Origin of the sequence: Citricoccus sp. K5 (assembly GCF_902506195.1) — a bacterium.
In the GTDB taxonomy this organism is placed as follows: domain Bacteria; phylum Actinomycetota; class Actinomycetes; order Actinomycetales; family Micrococcaceae; genus Citricoccus.
Genome location: NZ_LR732817.1, coordinates 3,724,368 through 3,744,611 on the forward strand (window position 1 = coordinate 3,724,368; position 20,244 = coordinate 3,744,611).

At 61.8% G+C, this 20,244-nt stretch carries 15 protein-coding genes and 1 pseudogene; 8 read left to right on the plus strand and 8 right to left on the minus strand.

Features of this window, described 5'->3' with window-relative positions:
* Positions 1-4: 4 nt before the first annotated feature.
* Positions 5-1,399: an MFS transporter gene (locus BOSE125_RS16860; RefSeq protein ID WP_371300716.1), complete on the minus strand. Its 1,395-nt coding sequence runs from the start codon at positions 1,397-1,399 to the stop codon at positions 5-7.
* Positions 1,400-1,971: 572 nt separating this feature from the next.
* Between BOSE125_RS16860 and BOSE125_RS16865 the strand changes: the two genes are divergently transcribed.
* The gene (locus BOSE125_RS16865; protein WP_159554449.1) at positions 1,972-3,591 is read left to right on the plus strand and encodes an AMP-binding protein; all 1,620 of its coding nucleotides are present in this window, start codon (positions 1,972-1,974) and stop codon (positions 3,589-3,591) included.
* A gap of 78 nt (positions 3,592-3,669) precedes the next feature.
* Here the strand turns inward: BOSE125_RS16865 and BOSE125_RS16870 are convergent.
* A pseudogene (locus tag BOSE125_RS16870) lies at positions 3,670-4,976 on the minus strand (ISL3 family transposase).
* Positions 4,977-5,501: 525 nt separating this feature from the next.
* Here BOSE125_RS16870 and BOSE125_RS16875 point away from each other — a divergent pair.
* On the plus strand, positions 5,502-7,487 hold the full coding sequence (locus tag BOSE125_RS16875) for an NAD(P)/FAD-dependent oxidoreductase (protein ID WP_159554451.1): 1,986 nt from the start codon (positions 5,502-5,504) through the stop codon (positions 7,485-7,487).
* Positions 7,488-7,676: 189 nt separating this feature from the next.
* Entirely contained in the window at positions 7,677-8,381 is a 705-nt protein-coding gene (locus tag BOSE125_RS16880) for a TetR/AcrR family transcriptional regulator (protein ID WP_159554453.1), read from the plus strand.
* A gap of 109 nt (positions 8,382-8,490) precedes the next feature.
* On the opposite strand, the gene BOSE125_RS16885 is transcribed toward BOSE125_RS16880, so the two are convergent.
* The 6 genes from BOSE125_RS16885 to BOSE125_RS18075 are packed head-to-tail and all read right to left on the minus strand — an operon-like array spanning position 8,491 to position 13,454.
* Entirely contained in the window at positions 8,491-9,636 is a 1,146-nt protein-coding gene (locus BOSE125_RS16885) for a hypothetical protein (RefSeq protein ID WP_159554455.1), read from the minus strand.
* A 24-nt stretch (positions 9,637-9,660) separates the two neighbouring features.
* Positions 9,661-10,035, minus strand: coding sequence for a hypothetical protein (locus BOSE125_RS16890; RefSeq protein WP_159554457.1), 375 nt, complete (start codon positions 10,033-10,035; stop codon positions 9,661-9,663).
* Positions 10,032-11,036, minus strand: coding sequence for a phosphotransferase family protein (locus BOSE125_RS16895; protein ID WP_159554459.1), 1,005 nt, complete (start codon positions 11,034-11,036; stop codon positions 10,032-10,034). Before BOSE125_RS16895 ends, BOSE125_RS16890 begins: the two co-directional genes overlap by 4 nt.
* A complete protein-coding gene (locus BOSE125_RS16900; RefSeq protein ID WP_159554461.1) occupies positions 11,033-12,250 on the minus strand; it encodes an acetyl-CoA hydrolase/transferase family protein in 1,218 nt (405 codons plus the stop codon). The genes BOSE125_RS16895 and BOSE125_RS16900 overlap by 4 nt, the downstream gene beginning before the upstream one ends.
* On the minus strand, positions 12,247-13,122 hold the full coding sequence (locus tag BOSE125_RS16905; protein ID WP_159554463.1) for a cyclase family protein: 876 nt from the start codon (positions 13,120-13,122) through the stop codon (positions 12,247-12,249). Before BOSE125_RS16905 ends, BOSE125_RS16900 begins: the two co-directional genes overlap by 4 nt.
* Positions 13,119-13,454: an AMP-binding enzyme gene (locus BOSE125_RS18075; RefSeq protein ID WP_159554465.1), complete on the minus strand. Its 336-nt coding sequence runs from the start codon at positions 13,452-13,454 to the stop codon at positions 13,119-13,121. Before BOSE125_RS18075 ends, BOSE125_RS16905 begins: the two co-directional genes overlap by 4 nt.
* 391 nt (positions 13,455-13,845) lie before the next feature.
* Between BOSE125_RS18075 and BOSE125_RS16915 the strand changes: the two genes are divergently transcribed.
* The 5 genes from BOSE125_RS16915 to BOSE125_RS16935 all read left to right on the plus strand — a co-directional run bounded on the left by BOSE125_RS16915 (position 13,846) and on the right by BOSE125_RS16935 (position 19,997).
* Positions 13,846-15,054 carry a CaiB/BaiF CoA-transferase family protein gene (locus tag BOSE125_RS16915; RefSeq protein ID WP_236558090.1) on the plus strand — a complete coding sequence of 403 codons (1,209 nt, stop codon included), beginning with the start codon at positions 13,846-13,848 and terminating at the stop codon, positions 15,052-15,054.
* Entirely contained in the window at positions 15,051-15,842 is a 792-nt protein-coding gene (locus BOSE125_RS16920; RefSeq protein ID WP_159554467.1) for an IclR family transcriptional regulator, read from the plus strand. Before BOSE125_RS16915 ends, BOSE125_RS16920 begins: the two co-directional genes overlap by 4 nt.
* On the plus strand, positions 15,826-16,809 hold the full coding sequence (locus tag BOSE125_RS16925) for an alpha/beta hydrolase (RefSeq protein ID WP_159554469.1): 984 nt from the start codon (positions 15,826-15,828) through the stop codon (positions 16,807-16,809). Before BOSE125_RS16920 ends, BOSE125_RS16925 begins: the two co-directional genes overlap by 17 nt.
* Positions 16,810-17,010: 201 nt before the next feature.
* Complete coding sequence (locus BOSE125_RS16930; RefSeq protein ID WP_159554471.1) at positions 17,011-18,345, plus strand: NAD(P)/FAD-dependent oxidoreductase; 1,335 nt, start codon at positions 17,011-17,013, stop codon at positions 18,343-18,345.
* A gap of 32 nt (positions 18,346-18,377) precedes the next feature.
* The gene (locus tag BOSE125_RS16935) at positions 18,378-19,997 is read left to right on the plus strand and encodes a thiamine pyrophosphate-binding protein (RefSeq protein ID WP_159554473.1); all 1,620 of its coding nucleotides are present in this window, start codon (positions 18,378-18,380) and stop codon (positions 19,995-19,997) included.
* The last annotated feature ends 247 nt before the right edge of the window (positions 19,998-20,244 follow it).

Below are 20,244 nucleotides of genomic sequence, written 5' to 3' on the forward strand. Positions count from 1 at the left end.
CGGTTCAAGTTGCCTCCAGCACCTTCTGATCGGACTGCTGCCCTTCGGCCGCCAACTCATCGCGCGTACGTCGCCATAGAATGAATGCGACGATCGCGGCGATGGCGATGGGCACCACTGCGGCCACATACAGCGTGAGCGGAGTGAAAACCGTAAGCGCGTAACCGACGATGATTGGCATCAATATTGCGCCGACACGACCGAACCCGATCATAGACCCATAACCGCGCGCCCTCAGATCGAGCGGATAGAGCGGCGGCGCCATCGACGTTCCGGCGGCAACTGCCATCATCGCGAAAGTCCCGAGAATTGCGGCGGCAACCAGGGCGAGGGGTGTAGAGATGAGCAGCACGAACGCAATCAGACAGAACGCAGAAATTAATGAGGCAATCCAGGCAATCTTGGTGGCCAGCATCCGAAGCCCAACCACTGCGAAGATCAGTGCGCCAAGCATCCCGCCGAAACTGATCACCGTCCCGACGATCCCCCCGAGGTCGTTCCGTCCCGTCACATTAGAGATCAACTGCGGGGTCCACGAGGTGATGAAGTACTGGGTCGTCACCATGCCACCGAACGCCAACCAGAGAAGGATCGTCCGTTCCCTGAACCGGGGGGAGAACAAACGCGAGAACGAGGCCGTTGTAGTCGGTTCCACCTCTCGAGCCGCTGGTGTCGTGACCGGTGCATCCGTGCGGGCGGCTTCTGCCACTGCCCCGCCGATGCGATCGAGGATCGCAGCAACCCGCTTTCTGGAGTCTTCGGTGTCCTTGGTCTTCAGGAACTCAATCGACTCGGGCAACATGACGATGGTGAGTAAGAGAATTGCCCCACTCAGCACCGCGCCGACAACGAACAAACCCTGCCACCCACCGTAAACATCGATCACTGTCAATCCCACCGCACCGGCGATAGTGCTACCCAACGGGAGTCCGAGAACGATAATTCCGATGGCAAAGTTGCGTTTTTTCGCGGAGGCATACTCCGTAGCGAGAACAACGATTATCGTGGTCATCACACCAACACCGAGGCCAGTGATGAATCGGCTTGCGGCCAGCGTCTCGAAGCTCGGGGAAAACGCTGCCAGGATCATCCCAACGAAGTTCAGCGTCAGGCCGATTAGAGCGAGTGGGCGCCGTCCATAGCGATCTGCCAGGGGAGCGATCAAGATCATTCCAAGTGCCATGCCAAGGAATGCTGAACTCACCAGGTAACCCTTTTCGGCAGGAGCGGCGAACCCTTCAGGTAAATGGGGGAGTGCGAAACCCATTACGAACAGGTCGTAGCCGTCCATAATATTGCACAGTGTACAAACGGCTATAACTAACCATTGATATAGACCCATTTTTGATGTTCGTATGGCGCTTCCGAGTTCCATTATATCTCCCTTCAGCCGGCGCATGTGACGCGAGCTGCTAATGCTTAGATGGCCTGCGCCAGCGGTGATGACATTGGCGCATGCGGGAAAGGGTGTGACCAGCGGGCCGAACAGGTGGATGAGGGGCAGATTTGATAGATGCGAGTTCTCGATGGACGCCCGCCGCCGGTGTCGCGCTCGATATACAGAATGAGAGCCAAGTCACATCGAAGACCGTATCGCTATGTTCGAATAACCGCAATAGGTTTCGAGACCTCGAAGGCTGGGGCCTCCGGGCTGGACCATCGGTCGCCATGGTGCGCATAGTTCCGGAAGGCCAAGCCAGGGCGATCGACCCGCAGGAGCGGAGCCGCAGCACCATCCCCGTATCGGAATCTCGGAACCCTTTTCGCACAAGCGAATGCCGGTTAGTATTGCCGAGATGCGTCAGGCCGCGTTCGGTGGTGAGCGGTGATCGGAACCGTTTGGGGCGCTGGACCCCGTGTCCCTGACGGCGTTCAAGCGGCCGAGCGCGCCACGACTGCCAGCCGACGGATCTACCGAGCGGTTGCGGGACTGTCTTTACAGCCCTGCAGGATTGACGACCAAGGAGAGCTATGACCAGGGGTACTGAACTACTGCACGAACAACTGTCGGCCACCGCGGCGCGATATCCGGATAATCCGGCCATCATGCACCGAGACAGGCGGTTGACCTGGTCGGAAGTCGACTCGCGAACGGACGAGATCGCGCGGGCATTACTAGCTGTGGGGATCTCCAAAGGGAATCACGTTGCACTGTGGTTGCCGAATCATCCTGAATGGCTACTCCTGTGGATCGGTGCAGCAAAGATCGGCGCGGTTGTGATTCCGATCAACACCAGGTACAAGGCCGGGGAAGCCGAGTATGTTCTTCGGCAATCGGACACCTCGATCCTCTTCATCCCCGAGCCATTCCTGGGTATTGACTACGCCGCAAGATTCGCTGAGATCTGTCCGTCGTGGGATGGAACCGGGTCGGCTGAACTCCCGATGCTGCGCAGGGTTGTCCAAATGGGCGACAACCGAACCGCAGGTATCAGCATCTACGAGGAGTTCTTCGACAGAGCACGCGAGACTTCGGCCCAGGAGCTGGCGCATGCCAAGTCACTCGTCACCGTCGATGACACGCTGATCATCGTCTTCACCTCGGGGACGACCGGGCATCCCAAGGGCGTTGTTCACACCCATCAGGCGCTCCGTATGATGAAAGCGGTGACGGCCTGGCTCGGAGTGGGTTCCGAGGATCGAGTGCTGGGCCACCTCCCTCTGTTTCACGTGTCAGGCGTCTTCAGTAGCTTCTTGCCGGCTCTGATTTCGGGCGGCGCGATCGCGCAACTCGACCAGTGGGACACCACAAAAGCGCTCCAGGTGATCGAGAGCCGAAAAGTCAGCGTGCTGTCGGGCATTCCGACACATTTCTATGATCTGCTCCATCATCCCGAACTCGCGGACTACGACACGTCTTCGCTGCGCACCGGATGGATCGGCGGCGCGAGGATACCGGCGGAAATCGTTAGCGGTGCTCGCGACAAGCTAGGCATGGTCTCGCTCATGCCCGTGTACGGCCTGACTGAGACGACCTCGACGACCACATTGGGGCGGCCGACCGATCCGGTCGAGAGCATTCTCGCCGGCAAGGGTGTCGTCATCGACGACTATGAGATCGCGATAGTGGACCCGGTAACCAGGCGCCCCCTCGGCGTTGGTGAGGACGGGGAAATCGCGGTCCGCGGTTACACGGTGATGCGGGAGTACTACAAGAATCCGCAGGCGACGCAGGCGGTCAAGGATGACGACGGCTGGTTCTATACCGGGGATATCGGACGCCTTGATGATGCCGGCTATCTTTCTGTCACCGGGCGACTCTCCGACAAATTCATCGTTGGTGGAAACAACGTCCACCCGGCCGATGTCGAGAATGTGCTCGCACAGTACCCGGGCGTGAACGTGGTTCAGGTAGTCGCCGGCCCAAATACGCGGTTGGGTGAAGTTCCGGTGGCAATCGTGGAGCTCGAGGCTTCCGATAGCGCGACCGCGGAAGAGATCATCGAATTCTGTCGGGGACGTCTGGCCTCTTTCAAGGTGCCGGTCGACGTCATCTTCGTCGACGCGTGGCCGATGACTCCCACTGGAAAGATCGCAAGATCGATCCTGAAGGATAGCGTCCGATCGATTGTCGGCACCACCGAGGCGTGAAGTGATGACGACTTCCCCGGATGGAAGCCTCTCCTGCTGCCCCAGGGCAGCCCCAAAAGGGACTCCTTAAAAGGCTCTTCACAATCCAGGGTGTAGTCGGGGCCTGAATCCTCCGGATTCCAGCAGTGATCTGGTCACATAGTTGGTGAGGTTTCGGAAGCCCAGGGCGGATCCGCGGAGGTGCTCGAGCCGGCCATTGATGGCCTCGGTGGGTCCGTTGGAAGTGCCGGACAGGTCGAAGTAGGCCAGGATGTCCGCCGACCTCTTCTTCAGCGTTCTGCCCAGCGCGGCCAGTTCGGTGAGCTTGGCCGGCACCGCCCGGCCTAGCTTGGCGATGAGCGTGGCCATCATCGTCTTGCCCTTCGTCCGGTCCGGCTGTCGGTAGGCGGCGACCATGTGCTGGTAGAACGCCCAGGTGGCCTCGACCTCCACGTGGTCGTCACCGTCAAAGACGTCCTGGATCCGCGAGTACTGCCTGTCGGTGAGCAGCCCGGCCCCGGTGAGCAGGGTGCGTCGGGCTTTGTAGAGAGGATCGTCCTTGCGGCCACGGTGGCCGTGGACCTGTTGCTGGACCCGCCGCCGGCACTTGTCCACGGCATCCCCGGCCAGACGGACCACGTGGAAGGGATCCATGACGCGGTGGCCTCGGGCAACTCCTCCTCCGCGGCTGTCTTGAATCCGGTGAACCCATCCATGGCCACCACCTCGATCTGGTCGCGCCAGGCCTGGTCGCGTTCGGCGAGCCAGGTCTTGAAGGCCTTCTTGGAGCGGCCCTCGACCATGTCCAACAGGCGGGCCGGGCCGGTGCCGGCGCGTAGCGGGGTGAGGTCGATGATCACGGTGACGTATTTGTCCCCGCGCCGAGTGTGGCGCCACACGTGCTCGTCCACGCCGATGGCGGTGACCCCGTCGAACCGGGCCGGGTCGTTGATGAGCACCCGCTTGCCCTCGGCCAGCACGGCGTCGTTGGCCGTGTTCCACCGCACCGCCAGCGCTTCGGCGACCCTTGCGACGGTCAGATGCTGCATGACCAGGGCCTCCAGGGCCCAGCGCAGTGCGCGGCGGGAAATCTTGGCCTTGGGTTCTGCCGCGGCGGTGGTGTCCTGGCGCCAGACGTGGGCGCAGTCATCGCACCAATAGCGCCGGACCGTGATGTGCAGGGTCGTGGGCCGCCAGCCCAACGGCTCGTGCGCCAGCCTCCGTACCACCGTGCCCCTTGGGGTGCCCTGAGATCCGCAGCGGTGGCACCAGTCATCCGGGTCCGCGACCTTGCAGGCCAGCACCGCCCGGCCGGGTTCCAGATGCTGGCCGGTGGCTTCGAGGCCGATCTCGTCCAGGCGGCAGAACTTGGTCAGGTCATAGTCGTCGAAGGTAGCGTTAGGCACGTCGAGGTCTTTCAGATGGGCAGTGTGAGAACTTCCATCTTCGGAAGGCCTCGACCTCTATCCAGCTATCGACGCGCCGCTACACCGAGAACCCCGTCTACACCCTCATTTGTGATGAGCCATCAAACGCACCGGGCGTGGCTACCGCAACCAGACCAACTACCAGTCACGTATCCTGGGACGGAGCTTCCAGCGGACACGCCGACGCTCCCAAATCCACCCTCGAGCAGGACTCCACGCTCAAGTGTGAAGAGCCTGTAATGGTTTCTCGGTGCTGGCTGAAGGTCTGAGTTAACGCCTTCCCGTCTTCAGGCCCTTGCGCCCCGCCCTCAGCCGGTCCTTATTTCCGGCGGGGCGGGGCGCGTCTGTTTCCTTCGTGGTGTGGGTCCGATACTGGCACTGGACGGTCCGGCAAAAAGAAGCCTTGTTCTCGCCGGGCCGGGGCCGTAAAGTAGCGTACTAAATGATCAGTAAGTTGGTTAAATGGTGCCTGTTCCCGAGCGAGGATTAGTAGGAGTAGAAGTTATGCCGAATGAGATAACAGAAGTGGAAGCCCCGGACGGAGAGGTGCTTCGGCAAGCGCTTGCAGAAGCGAACATCCCGACCCTCCTCATGGTGCTGGTTCAGATGACCGGGGACCTGCGATGGCTTGAGGACCCGTACCGGCCTACCCGAAACCGAGGACTGGGCGACAACGATACGGGCGGCCTCGATGGCCACATTCAGGAGCAGATCCGTTCCGCTGCCTTCGACGCAATTAGTGCGTGGCAGAACGGAAAGCCGCTCGCGGCGCCCGCACCGTCGCGACGGCTGCTTGCAGACATGCTGAGTGTGTCGATGGGTGAGCCAGTGCCGCTGGATTATGCGGACATGATGGCTCACGAGTTGGGTCTCGAGGACCCCGAGCAGGATGAGCAGGCCGTCACTGTGGCGACCGGGGAGCCGGCCACTGCTGGCGGCGTCCAGTTGCGTGCAGCGATCATCGGAGCCGGTGCATCCGGTCTGTGCGCCGCGGTCCGACTCCAGGAAGCGGGCATCCCGTATGTGATTTTCGAGCGCAATGACGAGATCGGGGGCACGTGGTACGAGAACCACTATCCCGGAGCCGGAGTTGACACTCCCAGCCACCTGTACTCGTTTTCCTTCGCAAAGAACGACTGGACTCGCTACTTCGCAGGCCAAGCGGAGATCCGTGACTACTTCAACCGTATTGCCGATGAGTTCGGCATTCGTGAGCACGTCCGATTCGGTTCGGAGGTGACGTCTGCCGTCTTCGACGAGCACGCGCAGGAGTGGGAACTGGCGGTGGCTACCGGCGATGGTGAGTTCGAGACGGTGCGCGCCAACATGGTTATCAGTGCGGTGGGAGCATTCAATAAGCCTAAGTGGCCGACGATCGACGGGCTGGAAGAGTTCGAGGGTCCGGTGGCGCATACGGCGCGGTGGCCCGAGTCGCTGGACCTGACGGGGAAGCGGGTCGCAGTCATCGGCAATGGCGCAAGTGCCATGCAGCTGGTTCCCGCGATCGCGGATACTGTGAAGTCCATGACGGTCTTCCAGCGTTCGCCGCAGTGGGCCGCACCGTTCGAGCAATTCAAGACGCCGATCCCCGATGGGGTTCGTTGGCTGTTCAGCGCGGTGCCGCTGTACGCGTCGTGGTATCGGCTCCGGCTCGCTTGGACCTTCAATGACCGCATCTACGAGGCGCTCCAGAAGGATTCGGAATGGGAACACCCTGACCGTTCGATCAACGCTATCAACGACGGTCACCGCCGATTCTTTACCAGGCACGTCGTCTCTGAACTCGGAGAGCATCAGGATCTGTTGGACAAGTGCCTGCCGACGTACCCGCCCTACGGCAAACGAATGCTGCTCGACAATGGCTGGTTCCGGACGATGACCCGGCCGCACGTCGAGTTGGTGACCGATGGCGTTAAGTCGATCTCAGCCAACCACATCGTGGCCGACGACGGCGCTGCCTACGAGGTGGATGTGATCCTGCTGGCCACCGGGTTCGATGTGGTGCGATTCCTGGCGCCCATGACGGTCACCGGGCGGGGGGGCACGAAACTGCACGACGTATGGCGAGGAGATGATCCTCGCGCGTACCTCGGGCTCACGATGCCGAAGTTTCCGAATTTCTTCTGCCTCTATGGCCCCAACCTCCAGTTTGGTCACGGGGGAAGTCTGCTGTTCATGCTGGAAATGCAGATGCATTACCTCATGGATTTGGTGCGCCAGATGCAGCAACAGCAGATCGCCGTAGTGGAATGCCGGCAAGACGTGCACGACGACTACAACGAGCAGGTGGATGCCACCCACGAAGGCATGATCTGGACGCACCCAGGTATGGACGTCTACTACCGGAACTCCCATGGCCGGGTGGTGGTCAACAACCCGTTCCGAATCGTCGACTTTTGGAAGAGGGTCCAGAACGCGGACCTGAGCGAGTATCTTGTTGAACCGGTCAAGCAATCCGAAGAACCGGTGCTCGCATCGGCGGGTTCCTAGGCGGGCGTCTTCGCTCGGCGAGGGTGCGAGACCGGTAGGTCGCGCCCTTGAGCGAGGCGGATCCGAATGTGCAGTTGGGGCCGGCGCCATCATTGGCGCCGGCCCCAACTCACCTTCGCCATAACATCGACCGTTCCACCCCGAACACACGGCGGGCAAGTACGCTTACTGTACGGTTAATGAGGTCAGATGCTCGGCGGTTCCGCAGGCATCAGCCTGAACGGCGCGCGGGCTGACTCGAAGGTGGAAGATGGGGAGGAATCCGGCCCGTTGTCGAATTCGAAGCCTGCGTCGGGTGGGTACGGTCGCCGACCGGCAGCCGAGACCATTCAGGCATTCATCGCCACCGCTCAGGATCTTTTCGCTGAGCGCGGGTATAATGGCACTTCCATCTCCGACATTGTCAAGGCGATGGGGCTGACCACAGCGAGTCTCTATTATCATATATCGAGCAAACAGGAACTGCTCTATAAGGTTCTGACCACGGGCATTGCGCCGTGGGTCGAGCAACTCGAGAAGATTAACGCCACGGATCTCGACCCGATGAAGAAGTTGCGCCTGGCGGTGGAAAACCATCTGAGCTTCGTGCTTGACAACCCCAACGGCGTGATCGTCTTTCAGCGCGAGCGGCGCTTTCTCGGAGCGCCCTATAAGGACAACTATCTCAAGCAGATCAATCGCTACGACGAGCTGTTCACCGAGATCATCGAGGCAGGCATGCCCGGCGGGGTAACGGGCGATCCACGCCTCATGCGTCTGGCGATTCTGGGGATGATCAATTGGACTGCCGAATGGTACAACCCCGAGGGACGCCTTGGCGCCGATGATATTCGGCGGGCTTTTAGCGAGATCGTCATGGACCGGATCCTGGCTTCGGACGACCCAACGAAGTGAATGACGGCCGCTCTCATATCCGGGCTTAGAACGAGCGGAGTGTGGCCAGAAGTCCACCAGTCGCTTCGTGACGCAGTTGGTGTCCGAGCCGGCCGCACTCCGCTCGGTCTCAGCTGAGGAAATCCCAGCCTTTTCGCCCAGCGGTGCAGACTTCGAAGGCCACCGGGTCGATGGTCTGGTAGATGCCGAGCACTGATGTGCCGTCATCGCGGGTGACGCGGCATAGATGCTCGTCGAGTCCCCGGATGGCAATTCGTGTTTCAGGCCGGTTGACGTCGTAGGTCTCGCCTTCGGTCATCGCCGGTCCGTCATAACTGCCCTGGTGAATGTCGCGGTCTGGGGTGCCTCCGTACATGCCGCAGCGTAGGTATAGGGTCTGCTGGCCGATCTTCTCGTAATGAAGTTGGGCGCTCTCACCGTTGGCGAAGGTGTAGTCGACGATGCCTTCGGTGAAGATATCCGTGTCTGGCTCGAAGCGCAGCCGCCGCGTGGGTTTGTGCGCGGTGGTCCAGGGAACGGTGTCTTCACCGAATGGATAGAACAGCCGGTCGCCCCAGAGGTTCCAGTCGGGGAAGGCGACAAAGGCGTTCCCATTGGTTCCGACGTGTAGACGCCCGCCAAGGGAGAGGCGCGGACCACCGACGCCGCGTCCGGTGCCCCAGTGCCGGTCTCGAGTTCCCGCAGCGTTGGGGCCGAGGGTGATTCGTTCACCGTCGATCTCGACCCAGCCGGAAACGGTTCCGAAACACTCGAACCCGCTAGTGACGTCGTTACGGCGGCCGGGGGGAGTGCCGGCCGCGGAGTTAGACAGCGGTTCGCGGAACGCTTGCCTAGTGGTGTCGGTGAAGGCCAGATCGTAGCTGATACCCCACTCGTTCGGCTCGAGAATGTAGCGCCATTCCCGCAGGCCTCGGACGATGACAGGGACGATGGGGCCGACCCGGAGGTCGTCACGATCGGCGCCGATTGGCCGATAGCTCCGGACACTGGTGTGCCGACCTTTTGAGTTGACGATGGCGTAGGCCTCGGCGCGGTCTAGATTGGGGTAGAAGCTACCGCCGGTAGCGATGGTGAGGTCGCCGGTGTCGTCGTGGATGACGACCCAGTGCCGTTCATATGCCCGGGGGTCACCAGTCCACATGACCCGCACCGGGTCCGGGGTTTGATGGACGAAATGGTCATCGATCGGTGCCAGTGGGAAGTGCTCCGCGAACTCCTCGTAGGAGCGGTCTGCGGGGAGGGTGTCCGAGGCCATTTGGTTTCCTTTCAAGCGGTTGAGTCAGGTCGGGTCGGTCGCGGCGCGCCATTGCGAATAGCTGCCGATCTCGGTCCTGCGACGGACCTCGGATGGGTCCTCGCCCAACGTGGAGATGAGCCGGCTCAGGTTCTCGCGCAGCGATTCGTTGCGGTCGGCGATCACTTGGAGCCCGCTAGCCGGAGAGGCCGGTTCGGAGTCGTCACCCAAGAGTTCGCTGAGGCGGGCATTGTCCTCGAGGAGGAACGGTAGCGTCGGCTCCCAGGAGGTCCGCACGCGCTTCAGTAACCGTCGGGCGTTGGTGATCAATTCACCCGCTGCCGCGAGTTCGGTCTCGGTCTCGGCCAATGCGAGCAGACGGTCCGCACCAGATAGTTGTTCGTCGATCGTCGGTCTCATGAGAGGTCCTCCATCGCGTGGTCGAGCAACGTGGTCAGGACGCGCCGGGTCGGCCGGAACGGTTCGTCACTGCGGCCTTCTAGGAACGATCGCAGGCCACTGACCTGCATCACAGCAGTCTTGAACGTTGAGAATGCTTGCCACCAGCGAAGACTCGCCCGGTCAATGGTGTGCCCCGATACGTGTTCATAGTGGGAGATCAGATCGTCGGCCTCCCAGCTGCCGTCGATGAGGTGCTCGACACGGCGCAACGGCTGGGTAACCCAGCCGAGGTCTTCGAGTGGATCGCCGAGGTGGGCGAGTTCCCAGTCCAGGAGTGCGGTGATGTCCTGGCCCTCGAGCAGGATATTTCCGGGTTTGAAGTCGGCATGGACCAAGGTGGTCCGGCTGGGCCTCGGTGCCGACCGCGTCAGGTAGTCGATCGCGAAGTCCAACTCCGGAAGTGGCTCAAGCTGATCCTGCCTGAGGATACGTACCCAGGCGGCGAGCTCGGCCGCTGCACCGTATCCCGCGTCATTGTGCAGGACGGTCTCTAGCCCGAGTGATTGCCAGTCGACGGCGTGTACCTGCACCAATAGTTCGCAGAACTTTTCGGCGAGTTCCCTCTTCTCTGCGGTGGTGCGTCCCGGATCGGACAGTACGCGGTAGTCGCAATCGCCCGGGCACTGCTGCATGATCAGTGACGGGCGTCCGAGCCAGGTGCCATCGGCATCGATCCACCGGGCCGCCGGCGTGGGTAAATCGCTCTTTTCCAGCAGCCCCAGCACTGTGAACTCGACCTGGCGGTCAGTTTCGACCAGCCCTCCGGGAGGATCGGTGCGAAGGATCAATGGCTCAGTCTGTTCGGCACTATCACGCTGGAGCGTCAGCTCGAACTTCCAGTTGTCCCGTGATCTACCGACACCGATGCGTTGCAGGCCGTTCACCTGCGGATCGGCGCCGTTGAGTCTGTTGCGGAAGAACCCGTCGAGCCGGGATCCTACCTCGGCTGGTGCTGTCATCTGTCGTATCCATTCTGCTCGAGAAGCTGTTGTCGATGCTGTGGTGCGGCGACCGCGGCGATCGCCTCGGCGCGTTCTGGCAGGGTTCGTCCGCGTAGGTCGGCGACGCCAAATTCCGTGACTATGTAGTCGATTCCTGACCGCGGGGTCGTCACTGTCGCCGGTGTCAGTCGGGACACGATGCGTGAGCTCGAACCACCGTGTGCTGTGGCCGGGAGCACGACGATAGACGCTCCTCCGGGAGAGCGTTGCGCGGCTCGGAAGAACTCGGTCTGGCCGCCGATCCCTCCGATGTATCCGCTGTCCGTTTCCTCGGCGTTGACCTGTCCGGAGAGATCGACTTGCAATGCGGAGTTAATCGCGAAGTACTTGGGGATGGACCCGGCTGCCGCCGGCGCCACCACCTCGGAGATCGGGCGCAGCAGAAAGTCTGAGTCGGATACCAAGTGGTACAAGTCCTCAGACCCGGCAGCTTCGCTCAGGACGACCGCATCGGGCTCGTCGCTCAGAGCCCCGGCAGTATGCAGATCGAGCAGCCAATCGCCGATGAGGGTTGAGCGGACTCTGAGGTCGCGTCGGGTTCCCAGTGTCTTACCCAATATCCCGGGAATAGAGCCGATTCCGAGCTGGATTGTGGCGCCGTCAGGAATGAGTCGAGCGGCGTGGTGCGCGATTCGCTGGTGTTCCTCGGCTACTGCCGATGGCGGTACGGTGGGCAGAGGTCGTCTCGTGTGGACCACCGCGTCAAAGCTGTCGGCCGGAATTGTCGGTGCCGTTGTGGTCGGCACCGCCGCATTCACCTCGGCCACCACCACATCGGCGCGGTCGAGGAGTTCGTAGGTGTAGTCCAGTGATATCCCGGGGCTGTGATTGCCGTCGTGGTCGGCAGGTCCTACCTGGAGGACGACGACGAGATTTCCTTTGACGCGCAGTGGCAACACCCGGGTCAGGTCGGTGAACGCGCATGGGATCACCTGGACCTGCCCGACCGTGGCGAGTTTGCGCAGGGGCCCCATCGCGCCGAAGGAAATCAAGGGGCGCGCCGGTGAGCTGCCGGTGAGCGCGTCGCTGTGGCTGAGACCGACGAAGATTTCCACTTCAGGGAGATCAGCGGCCAGGAGCTGATTGAGTAATCCGGTCGGTTCTCCGACACCTTGCGCCACGACGACCAAGTCGCCGCAGTGGATATGCGTTGTGATCCAGTCGGAGTTCATAGGACGGCCACGGGCGTGACCGGCGCACCGGTGGAGCCAGACAGGGGGATGGGCGCGAACACCAGCAAGAAAGTGGAGCGGCCGAGGTCGTGCAGTGTGGCTGCGAGGCCCGTCAGTTCCAGATTCTCGATCAAGGGCACCCCATGTTGGTGGAGAAGGATGAGATGAGCCGGGAAGCCAGGCTGCTCGGCCTGCTGTTCGATGGCGTAGTTGTCGGAACCGACCAGTGCGACGTCGCGTTCGGCAAGCCAACGGGCGCCCGCCTCGCCAATACCGGGTTCATTTGCGTAGTAGTTGCTCGTTGCGCCTTTCGATTCCCACCAACCGGTCCGAACGAGCACGGCATCACCGGCACGAATCTCCACACCGGATTCAGCGATGCCCCGTTCCAGATCAGACGGGGTGACTTCGACCGTGGGGGCGAGCGGGCCGCCGGCTGACTGGACCAGATCGACGAGTACGCCGCGGGTGGCCACCGGGATCAGTTTCTCGGCACCGCACCGCTGGGCGCCCCGCGTGCTGCGCGTGTTGGACGCCGAGTGCCCGTTGTACAGTTCATCTCCTGCCCAGGCGTGGGCCAGAGCATCGACGTGAGTACCGCTGTGGGTGGGGAACTGTACGGTGTCCTCGGCGAATTTGAACCCACCAACAGTACGAGCGCCGAGAGCGTAGTCGCCGGCATCACGATCCATGAAGCGTGACGGCCGGTGCCGGTGACCCGGTACGTCACTACTCGGTCCCAGGGGTTGAGCCAGGGACATCGTTTGCCCGGTGCTCACCAGGGCAGCAGCCCGGCAGGTGACTTCGGGGGTGACGAGGTTCAGGGCCCCGATCTCATCATCGACGCCCCAGCGGCCCCAGTTGTTGGTCATATCTTGGCCATCCGATCCTTGAACAGTTGTTCTCTGACGCGCTCCTCAGCCAATGCGCGTAGTCTTCGGCGTTGGGCCTTACCGGTAACCGTCTGCGGAAGTTCCGTAACGAACACGATGAGTCGGGGAACCTTGAACCCCGCGAGGCGAGCGACGCAGTGATCGGTGAGGACTCCGGGATCGGAGCCCGACTGTGTGACAACGAAAGCCACCGACACCTCCACGAAAGTCGGACGCGGCGCGCCGACCACCAGCGCACTCGCCGAGGGCGACCTGGTCGCATGGCTATCGACCAGCCGTGAGAGGTCAACAGATTCCGGTCGCGCAACCACCGTGCCCCTCCCTTCGATCCAGCATCGCCGCCCCCGGCCTCACAGGACAGGCGCCTGTCGAAACCAAAGGAGTCGAAATTTCGGAATCTACTTCGTGATTACGAAGTTTAGCGAGCAATCTCAAGCCGGTCAAACTATGATTTCGTGGGCCCGCAGTGTTCGAGCACGTGTTGACGCGGCTCGTCTCGCGTGCAATAGTCCATGGTCGAGAAGTCGATTTCGAGAACTGAAATACTCCTGATGGGGTCCTACCGAGAAATCGGCCGCTGGTCCGGGTTGCGCGTCGCCCGCAATTCCCGCCCATGAGCGATGTTGCGTACTTTGAGCATGGTGTTCGTCCAATTTCGGCTTCCTCTACTTCCGGAGGTGAAAGTCAAGGATCTTCCGTCCGGTGGGCCATGCCGCGAAAAGAAGGGGTGTGATGGTGGGACCGTTGAATGGGATTCGGGTCGTTGAGTTCGCCGGTGTCGGTCCAACGCCGTTCACGGCGATGCTGTTGAGCGACCTCGGCGCCGAGGTAATCCGGGTGGATCGGCTGCCACCCACGAACGGTTCGGCGCCGGATGATCTGGGTCGGATGACCGCAGACGCTTTGGGTCGGGGGCGAAAATCCATTGCAGTGGATTTGAAGTCGTCGGACGGGCTGGGGACGGTACTGACACTTCTGAACGGTGCCGACGGCCTCGTCGAGGGATTCCGCCCCGGTGTGATGGAACGCCTCGGACTGGGCCCTGAGGCGTGTCACACCCAGAATCCGCGCCTAGTCTACGGGCGCATGACGGGCTGGGGACAGGACGGTGAGATGTCTCAGCGCGCCGGCCACGACCTCAACTACATCGCACTCGCCGGCGTCCTCGATCACATCGGTGAGCCGGACCGCCCGCCGACAGTGCCACTCAATCTCATCGGCGATTTCGGCGGTGGCGGACTATTACTGGCCTTCGGTATGGTCTCGGCGATGCTGGAGGCGAAGACCTCAGGGAAGGGGCAGGTCGTCGACGCGTCTATGGCGGAAGGGTCCGCACTGTTGATGACGATGATGTACGAACTGTCCGGGCGCGGCCTGTGGAACCACAATCGTGCAGCCAATATGAACGACGGAGGCGCGCATTTCTACAGCGTGTACGCCACCGCGGACGATAAGCATGTGGCGGTTGCGGCGATGGAGCCGAAGTTCTATGCCGATCTGCTCGACTGCCTCGGCCTCGACGCGCGCGCACTACCCGACCAGTGGGACCGCGAGGGCTGGCCGGCCCTGCGGTCAGTGTTTGCCGACGTGTTCCGTACGCGCACCCGTGACGAGTGGTCCGCGCTACTGGAAGGGACCGACTCGTGCGTCACGCCGGTGCTGTCGATGCGAGAGTCACCGCATCACCCGCACAATATCTCGCGCAACGCCTTCGTCGAGGTAGACGGCATCACCCAGCCGGCACCGGCCCCCCGTTTCAGCCGAACATCGGCGCAGGTACAACGCGGTTTGGCAGCTCCCGGACAGCACACGGTCGAGTTGCTCCGCAATGCAGGATTCGGTGATGAGAAGATCGAGACGTTGCTCAAAAACGGAACGCTAGCAATATCGGACGAGGGGGCCAGACCATGAAGCCGGATCGGTTCCTGCGGACGTTCGACGTCCTCGATGCGCTTGCCGATGCGGCGGAGGGCATGCGGCTGACCGAGCTGAGCCAGGCAGTCAATGCCCCGGTCAGCAGTATGCATAACCTGCTGCAGACGATGCTGGCCGCCGAGCTGATCACCGCCACCGAGGACTTGCGGTACATGGTGGGTCCTCGGGCGATCACCGTCAGCATCAAGGTGATGAACTCCCTAGAAATCCGTACCGTTGGCCGGCGCCATTTGGAGCTGCTGGCCAAGACTCTGGGCAACGATGTTTATCTCGCTGTCAGAGTCGGTAATCGGATCGTCTACGTCGAGCGATTCCGTGGCAGTCAACCGGTTTCAGTTAATATCCGGATCGGTGATTCGTTGGCGCTGCATGCGACAGCGGCCGGCAAGCTTTACGCCGCCTATGACGATGATCTGCGGGAGCGGGCCATGGGGCGGGTCCAGATGCAGCTAACGCCGTCCACGATCACTGATCCGGCGGAATTGAGCGCAGAACTTGACCGGATCCGTCAGCAGGAACTGTCCTTGAGCCGGGAAGAAGGCGCGCCGGGAATCTTCGGGCTCGCGGTGCCCGTCCACGACGCGGAAGGCGGGATTATGGCAGCGATTCACGTCTCCGCCCTCAGCGCGGGCTTGGACGCCGACCGGGAAGCCGAACTGATCAAGTCCACACAGCAGAGCGCCATGAACATCGAAAGCGACTTGGGAGTCCGCTACCGGGCCGGTGCCCCCTTGACTGCCACGGGCCATGATGCCCGAAACTAGCCATCCCGGATTGCCCGACGAATGGCGGATCAACCCCGAGATGCGCAAACCACTGGCCGGATTTCGGAAGGCCCTGGGGCCGCGGGGTTTCGGCGGGATCGACGATCTGAACGAGCGGCGCCGGGTGTATGAGCGACTTGGCCAAAAGGCGAACGCCCGTGCCCCCGAAGCGGCGGTCACCAGACGGGATATCGTCCTCGATACTGATCCGCCGGTTCCCGCCCGAATCTATCAACCGCTGAGGGATCGTGGTGGGGGAGCCCTGCTCTACATCCACGGTGGCGGCATGATCATGGGCAGCATTGAGGCTGAGGACGCCCACGCAGCCGAACTGGCGGCGCAGGCGGGTGTCACCACCGTCTCGATCAACTACCGCCTCGCGCCGGAACATCCTTACCCGGCCGGGCTGGACGACTGCAATGCCGCTCTGTCTTGGTTGGTCGGGGCAGCAAGCGAATTAGATATCCAGCCCGACCGGATCGCCGTCTACGGGGTCAGCGGAGGCGGTGGCCTGGCGGCCGCCCTCGCGCTGCGCTGGCGACACCAGCCGGAGCCTCCACTGTCGCTGCTGATGCTCGCAGCGCCCATGCTCGACGATCGGACCGTGACCCAGGGACCCCAACCTGCCGTGGGAATCTGGAACAGCGAACATAACGCTGAAGCGTGGCGACATATCCTCGGTGGCAACGGTGCAGAGCTGCCGGTGCCAGCGGATGCCGCGGCAGCTCGCGCGACAAGCCTGCACGAGATGCCGCCCACCTATCTGGATGTGGGGTCCCTCGACCTGTTTCTCGGCGAGGATCTGCGCTTCGCCGAGGCGCTGGCCTCAGCCGGCGTGCCGCTGGAACTGCATGTCTATCCGGGTGTCTACCACGGGTTCGACCAGATGGCGCCGGATGCCGCGTGGACCCGACTGGCCTGGGAGCGGCGTGTCGACGCGCTGCGACGGGTGGTGCGCTCCGTATAACACGGTGCGACGACTTGTGCAGATCACACCTCGTGCCGCCGAGGTTAAGTCCCGGATTGTCCGGGTTGCTGAAACCCGCCTCAATCCACCGATTTGAATGGCTGCGCCGCGCAGATCCTCTCCTGTCCCTTGTCTCCTTGGTGGGGGGGAGCTAGCATACAGATTATCTAAATTGGAAACCAACTTCGAAAGTAGGAAATCGTGCCAGCTGAGCGAGTTGCAGTAGTGGGCGCCGGCCCCGCGGGGCTGGCCATCACCAAACACCTGCTGGGACGGCATTGCAATGTGACGGTCTACGAAAAGGGCGCCCACGTCGGTGGCCTCTGGGTCTACGGAAACGACAGTGGAGCCGGCGTTGCCTACCGATCGCTGCGGATCAACTCGGAAGCCAAAGACACCGGTTACCGAGACTTCCCGATCCCCACAGACGCGTCGATTTTCCCGACACATTACAAAATGAGGGAATACTTCGACGCATATGCCGACGAGTTCAAACTGCGGCCGCATATCCGCTTCAACAGCGAAGTGACTAAGGTGTACCCGCTGGGCGAGCGGTGCTGGCGGGTGGCCCTCGCCGATGGCTCCGAATTTGATTACGACAGGGTGGTTATAGCTAATGGGCATCAATCCATCCCCAGCGATCCGCCCTTCGCCGGTGACTTCACCGGTACCTACCTTCACTCACGTGACTACCGGACTCCCGAACCATTCGCGGGCAAGAACGTCCTGGTCGTGGGTACCGGCAACAGCGGTCTGGACATCGCTGCTGACGTTTGCGTGTCAGCCCGCCGGACGGTCTTGGCGGCGCGTTCTCCGGTGCTCATCATGCCGCGCATGCTTTTCGGTGTTCCGCTGTCGCGGTTCCTCGCGAAGGTGGAACGGCCATGGCTTCCTTGGCCGCTGGCCCGGCGGCTGCGGGAAATGGTTACCTATATCGTGCATGGGCGGATGGAGCGATGGGGATTCGAAACCCCCAAAGGTCGTACCCACCCGGCCAGCCACCCCACTGTAATGGCTCACATCGCCTGGAATCGGATTGCAGTCCGCCCCGGCGCCTTTGGCGCAAGAGGCATCACCGTGCGTTTTGATGACGGATCCGAAGAGGACTTCGATGCGGTCATTGCCGCTACCGGCTATGCATACGACATTCCGTTCCTCGATGACGAGGTGACGCCGATCTCGGACGGCCGAATCGACCTCTACCGACGCATAGTTACACCGGAATGGCCCGGCCTCTACTTCATCGGTCTGTTCGATGTCAGCGGTGGTGCCAACATCCGAATGATGGACATCCAGAGCCGGTGGCTCGGAGCACTGATCGCCGGGGATATCGAGCTGCCGAGCATCGACGCGATGAAGGAGTCGATCACCGAGGAGCATGCCCGGATGGCGAAACTGTATCCGTCCACCAAGCGGTACGGGCTGGAACTCGATCCTCGGGAATACGGCCTGACGATCCGCGAGGATTTGGCGCGGGCCAAGGCCACGGCAACGAGCGCGGCGGCACCGCCGGAGTTGGCGAAAGCAGCCCGCTGACACGCGGATACTGCCATGCGAAAGGACGCACCATGTATGTCTATGAAGCACTTGCCCAAGGCCTTGCCGATCACGGCGTGACGGTGGTCTTCGGCCTCATGGGTGACGGTAACCTCTTCATGGCCAACCACTATTCATCCCTGCCGGAGACGACGTATATCGCCTCGGCCCATGAGGCCGGCGCAGTCATGATGGCCAATGGCTACGCGAGTGTCTCGAGCCAGATCGGCGTGGCGACCGTAACGCACGGCCCCGGGCTATCCAACACCCTCACGCCTCTGATCGACAGCGTGCGAAGCCGGATGCCGATGGTCATAATCGTCGGTGATACAGCCGAGGGGGACACTCATACGCTGCAGAACATTGACCAGGAAGAACTGGTACGACCCACGGGCGCAGGGTTCCAGCAGGTTCGTGGACCCGAGACTGCCATGGCTGACCTGCGAGAAGCCTTACAACGTGCGGCTATTGAGCGCCGTCCCATCGTTCTCAATGTTCCGGCGGACTACATGTGGACCGAGGTCGAGTACCGCCACGATCCCATCGAGACCATGGTCGAATCAGCGACGACACTAGATCCCGAATCACTAGACAAGGCACTCGGCGTTATCGTAACCGCGACGCGTCCCCTGGTGCTGGCGGGACGGGGCGCGGCAACCCCGGTCGCGCGCGCCACGGTATTGCGGTTGGCGGATCGGTTGGGCGCCCCCGTTGCAACCACTCTGAAAGCAAAGTCGCTGTTCCTCGGCGAGCCCGAATCTCTGGATGTCTTCGGGACCCTGTCGACCAACGCAGCCCTGAAGTTCATCGGTAAGAGCGACTGCGTCATTGCCATCGGCGCCAGCCTGAACTCCTTCACCACCGATAAGACCTCGCTCCTGGACGGCAAGACCGTAGTGCAGTGCGACTACGATCCAAAGGCCATCGGCCGGAACGTGAGAATTGACGCATCGCTAGTGGGAGAGGCATCTGAGGTCGCTGACGTCATCGTCCAATACCTTGACGAGGCAGAACTGTCGGCAAGCACATTTCGGCATGACTGGATCGAACGATCATCCGAGCTGGATCCGTATGATTTGCCCAACCCTCCGACCACCCTCCACGGCCAGCTCCCGTTTCACCAGACGGTGCGATCAATCGATCAGCTCGTACCCCAGGATCGAGTGCTCGTCGTAGACGCGGGCCGATTCATGTTCGCCGGCTACAAGCTCCTTCATGTGGCCGAACCGAAATCGCTGGTGCATACATGCAACTTCGGATCCATCGGCTTAGGCATGGGCAATGCGGTGGGAGCTGCGGTGGCCGCCGGTGACCGGCCGACGCTGCTGTTCTGTGGTGACGGTGGATTCATGCTCGGCGGATTGATGGAGTTCACCACCGCAGTACAGAACGAGCTCGATGTCATCACGGTGGTACTGAATGACGGTTCGTATGGCGCGGAGCATGTGCAGTATCGACACCGCGGGATGGATCCTACGCGGACTCTGTTTCAGTGGCCCGAACTCGCTGACGTCGCGGTCGCGATGGGCGGTGAAGGAGTGACCGTTCGTACCCCCGCCGACTTAGATACGGCCAAGAAGGCGATCGCCAACCGCACCAAGCCGTTGCTAATCGATGTCAAGTTCGACCCTGACGATATCCCGTCCGAGTGAGCCGTGGCCGTGTCACCTGCGTATTCTGCCCGTCTTCGTTCTAGCGACTCGTAACGGGCCAGATAGAGCGAGGTGGTTCTGTTGTACGGAGTCGGGTGAAAACTCCCCGGAACCCAACTTAGAGATTGCGCGGATAGGCGGGTGTGGTTCGTATCCTGCGGGCGGCGTGTCGCTGTGGGCCGGCACGGGAGGGTTGTCGCTTCGATGGAAGTGCGACCTATCCGTTCGAGGCGAAGGACCCTTGCCC

Excerpts from the sequence above, each read along its gene's own strand:
- BOSE125_RS16860 (WP_371300716.1), bottom strand. The coding sequence starts at position 1,399 with ATGCGCCGGCTGAAGGGAGATATAATGGAACTCGGAAGCGCCATACGA.
- BOSE125_RS16865 (WP_159554449.1), top strand. The coding sequence starts at position 1,972 with ATGACCAGGGGTACTGAACTACTGCACGAACAACTGTCGGCCACCGCG.
- BOSE125_RS16875 (WP_159554451.1), top strand. The coding sequence starts at position 5,502 with ATGCCGAATGAGATAACAGAAGTGGAAGCCCCGGACGGAGAGGTGCTT.
- BOSE125_RS16880 (WP_159554453.1), top strand. The coding sequence starts at position 7,677 with ATGCTCGGCGGTTCCGCAGGCATCAGCCTGAACGGCGCGCGGGCTGAC.
- BOSE125_RS16885 (WP_159554455.1), bottom strand. The coding sequence starts at position 9,636 with ATGGCCTCGGACACCCTCCCCGCAGACCGCTCCTACGAGGAGTTCGCG.
- BOSE125_RS16890 (WP_159554457.1), bottom strand. The coding sequence starts at position 10,035 with ATGAGACCGACGATCGACGAACAACTATCTGGTGCGGACCGTCTGCTC.
- BOSE125_RS16895 (WP_159554459.1), bottom strand. The coding sequence starts at position 11,036 with ATGACAGCACCAGCCGAGGTAGGATCCCGGCTCGACGGGTTCTTCCGC.
- BOSE125_RS16900 (WP_159554461.1), bottom strand. The coding sequence starts at position 12,250 with ATGAACTCCGACTGGATCACAACGCATATCCACTGCGGCGACTTGGTC.
- BOSE125_RS16905 (WP_159554463.1), bottom strand. The coding sequence starts at position 13,122 with ATGACCAACAACTGGGGCCGCTGGGGCGTCGATGATGAGATCGGGGCC.
- BOSE125_RS16920 (WP_159554467.1), top strand. The coding sequence starts at position 15,051 with ATGAAGCCGGATCGGTTCCTGCGGACGTTCGACGTCCTCGATGCGCTT.
- BOSE125_RS16925 (WP_159554469.1), top strand. The coding sequence starts at position 15,826 with ATGATGCCCGAAACTAGCCATCCCGGATTGCCCGACGAATGGCGGATC.
- BOSE125_RS16935 (WP_159554473.1), top strand. The coding sequence starts at position 18,378 with ATGTATGTCTATGAAGCACTTGCCCAAGGCCTTGCCGATCACGGCGTG.